The sequence below is a fragment of the Nocardioides sp. genome, from assembly GCF_031422975.1.
Taxonomy (GTDB): Bacteria; Actinomycetota; Actinomycetes; order Propionibacteriales; family Nocardioidaceae; genus Nocardioides.
Genome location: NZ_JANPEO010000275.1, coordinates 1 through 4,541, shown reverse-complemented (window position 1 = coordinate 4,541; position 4,541 = coordinate 1). Strand labels below are relative to the sequence as shown.

The following is a 4,541-nucleotide window of genomic DNA, read 5'->3' as shown; positions in this document are numbered from 1 at the left end:
GGCCTCCGGGGCGTCCGGGCCGTCGGTCGCGGGGGCAACCGGGGCCGGGGCCGGGGCCTCGACGACGGGGGCGGGCTCCGCGACGGGAGCCACCGCGACGGGAGCCTGGGGGGCGTCCGGCTTGGCGGCAGGCTTGGGGCCGGGCTTGGGGCCGGGACGGCCAGCGGCCGACGTGGCGGGGGCGGCGTCAGCGGACGCGGCCTCACCGGCGGGCGCCGAGGCCGCTACGGCCTTCAGATCATCGCCGTACTGCTTCTTGAAACGCATCTCGACGGGGGGCTCGACAGTCGACGATGCCGACTTGACGAACTCACCCATCTCCTTGAGCTTCTCGAGAACAAACTTGCTCTCGACGCCGAACTCCTTGGCGAGTTCGTGGACTCGGGTCTTTGCCACGTGAAAACTACGCTCCTTCTGGTTCCGTCGGCCCCAGAAGGAGGGCAAACGGAGACGCTAGTGGTGGTGCAAACTCATCGGAAAGTACTCATCGAGTGCTCATGAGCTGCGTGCTCCAGCTTCTGGTCGGTGTTGCCTGGCAAGTGCTTGGGTCAGGGTGTTGCGAGTGAGTCGAGGTAGTCCCCCACCGGTGTGCTGGCCAGCCCCTCCCTGTGGCGCAAGGCCCGGGAGAATGCCCGCCGGCGAACCGCGAGGTCGTAACACGCAGGCGTGGGATGCAGGTGCGCCCCGCGACCTGGCGCCGTGCCGCGTGGATCGGGGCACACGGCCGGCTGGCCCTGGGCGTCCGAGCCGACGACGACTCGTAGCAACTCGCTCTTGGCGGCCCTCACCCGGCAGCCGACGCACGTGCGGATGGGCACGGGAGTATGGCAATCGGTCAAGGAATCCACCATCGGTGACTCTATCGCGTGGAGGGCACAAATCCCGAATGGCCCCGCCTGTGCCTCAGTCGTCTGCGGACGGATCCGGGGCCTCGTCGGAGCGGATGTCGATGCGCCAGCCGGTCAGTCGGGCAGCGAGTCGGGCGTTCTGCCCCTCCTTGCCGATGGCCAGGGAGAGCTGGAAGTCGGGCACGACGACCCGGCACGACCGAGCAGCGAGGTCGATGATCTCCACCGACCGGACCCGGGCCGGCGACAAGGCGTGCGCGACCATCTCAGCCGGGTCCTCCGACCAGTCCACGATGTCGATCTTCTCGCCGTGCAGCTCGGCCATGACGTTGCGCACTCGCTGCCCCATCGGGCCGATGCAGGCGCCCTTGGGGTTGACGCCCTGCACCGCCGTGTGGACCGCGATCTTGGTGCGGTGCCCGGCTTCGCGGGCGATCGCGGCGATCTGGACGGTGCCGTCGGCGATCTCGGGGACCTCCAGCGCGAAGAGCTTCTTCACCAGCGTCGGGTGGCTGCGCGAGAGCGTGATCTGCGGACCGCGCATGCCCTTGCGGACCGACACGACCAGGCACTTGATCCGCTCGCCGTGCTTGTACGCCTCGCCGGGCACCCGCTCGCCCAACGGCAAGATCGCCTCGAGCTTGCCGAGGTCGACCATGACGTCGTCGGGGTTGCGGCCCTGCTGGATGATCCCGGAGACGATGTCGCCCTCCTTGCCGGCGAACTCTCCGAACCGGATGTCGTCCTCGGCGTCGCGCAGTCGCTGCAGCATGATCTGCTTCGCGGTGGTGGCGGCGATGCGACCGAAGCCGTCAGGGGTGTCCTCGTACTCCTCGCTCGGCGTGCCGTCCTCATCGACGTCGTGGGCCATGACCATGACGTGTCCGGACAAGCGGTCGAGCTCCACGCGCGCGTGCTCACTCGCTCCGGGCGACTTGTGATAGGCCGTGAGCAGGGCCTGCTCGATCGCGTCGACGAGTACTTCGAAGGAGATCTCCTTCTCGCGTTCAAGCATCCTCAAGATGCTCAGGTCGATGTCCATCAGGCGTCCTCGCTGTCGATCTTCTTCTTGCGGTTGAACTCGATCTGCACCATGGCCCTGGCGATGTCGGCGTAGGGCACGTCACGAGTGGTTCCCTCGACGTCGAGGGTCGCCGACTCCTCGGTCGAGGCGAGGATGCGGCCGGTGACATCACCGCCGTCGGTGAGGGCGACCTTGACGAGTCGGTCCTCGTTGCGGCGCCAGTGGCGCGGCAGGGAGAGCGGGCGATCAACGCCGCGGGAGGTGACCTCGAGGGTGTAGGGCAGCTCGCCCATCACGTCGGACTCGTCGAGCACCCGGTTGACCTCACGGGTGGCGTCGGCGACGTCGTCGAGGGTGACCCCGCCGTCCTGGTCGACCGCGACGCGAAGCACGCGACGCTTGCCAGCAGGGGTCAGCTCCACGGCCTCGACATCGAGACCCATGGCACTGAGGGGGTCGGTGATCTCGGCTTCGATGCGATCCCTCGTGGCGTCCTGTTTGGCGCTGCTCACGCGTGCGACCTCCTTGTGCTGTTGTTGTGGCCACGATAGCCGCTCAGCCACGCGGCGCCGACAACCGCACGTCCCGGGCGGCGCCTCGGACACCAGCGGTTAGGGTCACCGTCGTGTCCATCTCGCGCGTCCCTACGTCACGACGTACGGCGCTCGCGCTGACCTTGTCCGCACCGTTGGCGCTGGCCTCCTGCGATCTCGATCCGCCCTCCCCCGCGCCGTCGCAATCGCCGAGCACACCGCCGCTCCCCGACGCCGACGTGGTGGCGTCCGCGCGCACGGCGATCCGCCTCACCGTTGCGCTGCTCGACGCCGTGAGCGCCCGGCACCGACGGCTGCGCGCCGAGATCTCGCCGCTGCTGGACCTCCACGCGGCACACCTCGAGGTGCTCGATGACGGTGCCGAGGACGAGGCCGTCGAGGCCGGGCTCTCCGCCCCCACCCCGGCCATGGCGCGCACGCAGGTCGCCGACGCCGAGAACAGCCTCGCCGGCACGCTGCGCGATGCAGCGCGACGCGCCTCGAGCGGCGAGCTGGCCCGCGCCCTGGCCAGCATGTCGGCGGCCGTGTCCCAGCGGGTGATCGCGTGAGCACGCTCGAGTCCTTGCAGGCGACGCTCGCCGCCGAGCACGCCGCCATCTTCGTCTACGGCGACGCCGGGGCGCACACCTCGCAGTCCGCCGAGCCGGCGCTCTTCGAGACGATCTCGACGCTCTACCGGACCCACCGGGCGCGGCGGGACCAGCTGCGGCTCCTCATCGCCGACCGCGGTGCGACGCCGGTGGCCTCGGCCGCGACCTACGTCGTGCCGAGTCGGCTCGGGTCACCGGTGGCGGTACGCAGACACGCGCTGAGGACCGAGCAGGGCTGCGCGGAGGGGTACGCCGCACTGGTGGCCAACACCGCCGGCCCGGACCGTGACTGGGCGATCGGGGCGCTGATCGAGGCAGCGCAGGCACGGATCCAGCTGGACGGGGCACCGGAGACCTTCCCGGGCGCGCCGGAGCTGGGCTGAGCGTCGCCCACCTGAAACGCAGAACGGCCCGCAGCCTCACCATGTGGGGAAGTCCCGAGATCTTCCCCAACTGGCGAGGATGCGGCCCGTTCGTGGGAGGGGTCGGCATCACCGAGTGGCATTCCCATATGGGGTGGGGGCCACGTGCACAAGTCTGCAACACAAACCGTCACCAGCCCTAGCGGTTCCCGGTTGCAGGTTCTCGCGCTGCGAGAACCTGCAATAGTTGGTCAGCCCAGCGCGGCCACGGTGGCCGGGATCTCGGCCAGCGAGTGCACGACCGCGTCGGGTATGCCCTCGGTGTGGCCGACCTGCTCGGGCGGGATCGTGCTCAGCGGGATGTGGATGGCCTTGAGACCGGCGTTGTGAGCACCCCAGACATCGTCGAAGAGCCTGTCCCCCACGTAGACGCACCTGGTCGGGTCGACGACGCCGACCGACGCCATCGCCGCCTCGAACGCCAGCGGGGACGGCTTCGTCCACGGGACCTCGGAGGTGTAGACGTCACCGTCGATCAGGTCGTAGACACCGTCGCGCTCAAAGAACCCGACATGCCATTCGCGCGGCCAGATCGTGTTGGACAGGACCCCCACCTTCAGCCCCATCGCCCGGAGCTCGGCGAACATCCCCCGGCACTGCGGATCGGTGGCGGTGTGGGGAGCCCAGAAGTCGTAGTAGGCACTCAGCAGCGCCGGGTCGTGGTCGAGCCCGGCCTCGGTGAAGAGGTCCCCGATCGTGGCGGACTCCTGGTGGTCGCGGCTCCTCCCCCAGACCAGCGAACCGGCCGCGAGCAGACGCGCCGTGATCTCGTCGCGATGATGGTCGGCATTGACCACCGCCTGCGCCAACGCCAGTGACTCGGCGTGGAAGTCCACGTCGTGCCACCGCGTCAACGTGCCGCCCCAGTCGAAGATGACCGCATCGATCCCCATCGTGCGGCTCAACCGCGGACGAGCCCCGCGATGTGCGCGGCCGCGTCGGCGACCGCGACCTCCTCGCGCTCACCGGTGGCGCGGTCACGGACCTCGACGTTGCCGTCGGCCAGGCCGCGCCCGACGGTGACGATGGTGGGCATCCCGATCAGCTCGGCGTCCTTGAACTTCACGCCGGGCGAGACCTTGCCCATCCGATCGTCGTACAAC

8 protein-coding genes are annotated in these 4,541 nt (G+C 69.5%); 2 read left to right on the top strand and 6 right to left on the bottom strand.

Translation table 11 applies throughout. The annotated features are described in order from the left end of the window. The 4 genes from RMO85_RS08275 to rimP form a co-directional block, all read right to left on the bottom strand. Nucleotides 1-396, bottom strand: a 396-nt coding sequence (locus tag RMO85_RS08275; protein ID WP_310528252.1) for a translation initiation factor IF-2 N-terminal domain-containing protein, incomplete at its 3' end; no start/stop codon positions are given. Nucleotides 397-548: 152 nt separating this feature from the next. Then, nucleotides 549-851 (bottom strand): YlxR family protein, encoded by a 303-nt coding sequence (locus tag RMO85_RS08270; RefSeq protein WP_310528251.1) that lies wholly within the window; start codon nucleotides 849-851, stop codon nucleotides 549-551. 52 nt (nucleotides 852-903) lie between these two features. After that, entirely contained in the window at nucleotides 904-1,890 is a 987-nt protein-coding gene (gene nusA / locus RMO85_RS08265; protein WP_310528250.1) for a transcription termination factor NusA, read from the bottom strand. Next, on the bottom strand, nucleotides 1,890-2,384 hold the full coding sequence (gene rimP, locus RMO85_RS08260) for a ribosome maturation factor RimP (protein ID WP_310528249.1): 495 nt from the start codon (nucleotides 2,382-2,384) through the stop codon (nucleotides 1,890-1,892). Before rimP ends, nusA begins: the two co-directional genes overlap by 1 nt. Before the next feature lie 113 nt (nucleotides 2,385-2,497). Here rimP and RMO85_RS08255 point away from each other — a divergent pair, with 113 nt between their 5' ends. Both RMO85_RS08255 and RMO85_RS08250 read left to right on the top strand, forming a co-directional pair. Further along, entirely contained in the window at nucleotides 2,498-2,974 is a 477-nt protein-coding gene (locus tag RMO85_RS08255) for a hypothetical protein (protein WP_310528248.1), read from the top strand. Beyond that, nucleotides 2,971-3,399, top strand: coding sequence for a ferritin-like domain-containing protein (locus tag RMO85_RS08250; protein WP_310528247.1), 429 nt, complete (start codon nucleotides 2,971-2,973; stop codon nucleotides 3,397-3,399). The genes RMO85_RS08255 and RMO85_RS08250 overlap by 4 nt, the downstream gene beginning before the upstream one ends. A 230-nt stretch (nucleotides 3,400-3,629) precedes the next feature. Here the strand turns inward: RMO85_RS08250 and RMO85_RS08245 are convergent, their stop codons facing one another. Together RMO85_RS08245 and RMO85_RS08240 are read right to left on the bottom strand one after the other, a co-directional pair. After that, the gene (locus tag RMO85_RS08245) at nucleotides 3,630-4,331 is read right to left on the bottom strand and encodes an HAD family hydrolase (RefSeq protein ID WP_310528246.1); all 702 of its coding nucleotides are present in this window, start codon (nucleotides 4,329-4,331) and stop codon (nucleotides 3,630-3,632) included. Between the two features lie 8 nt (nucleotides 4,332-4,339). Continuing rightward, nucleotides 4,340-4,541, bottom strand: a 202-nt coding sequence (locus tag RMO85_RS08240; protein WP_310528245.1) for a His/Gly/Thr/Pro-type tRNA ligase C-terminal domain-containing protein, incomplete at its 5' end; no start/stop codon positions are given.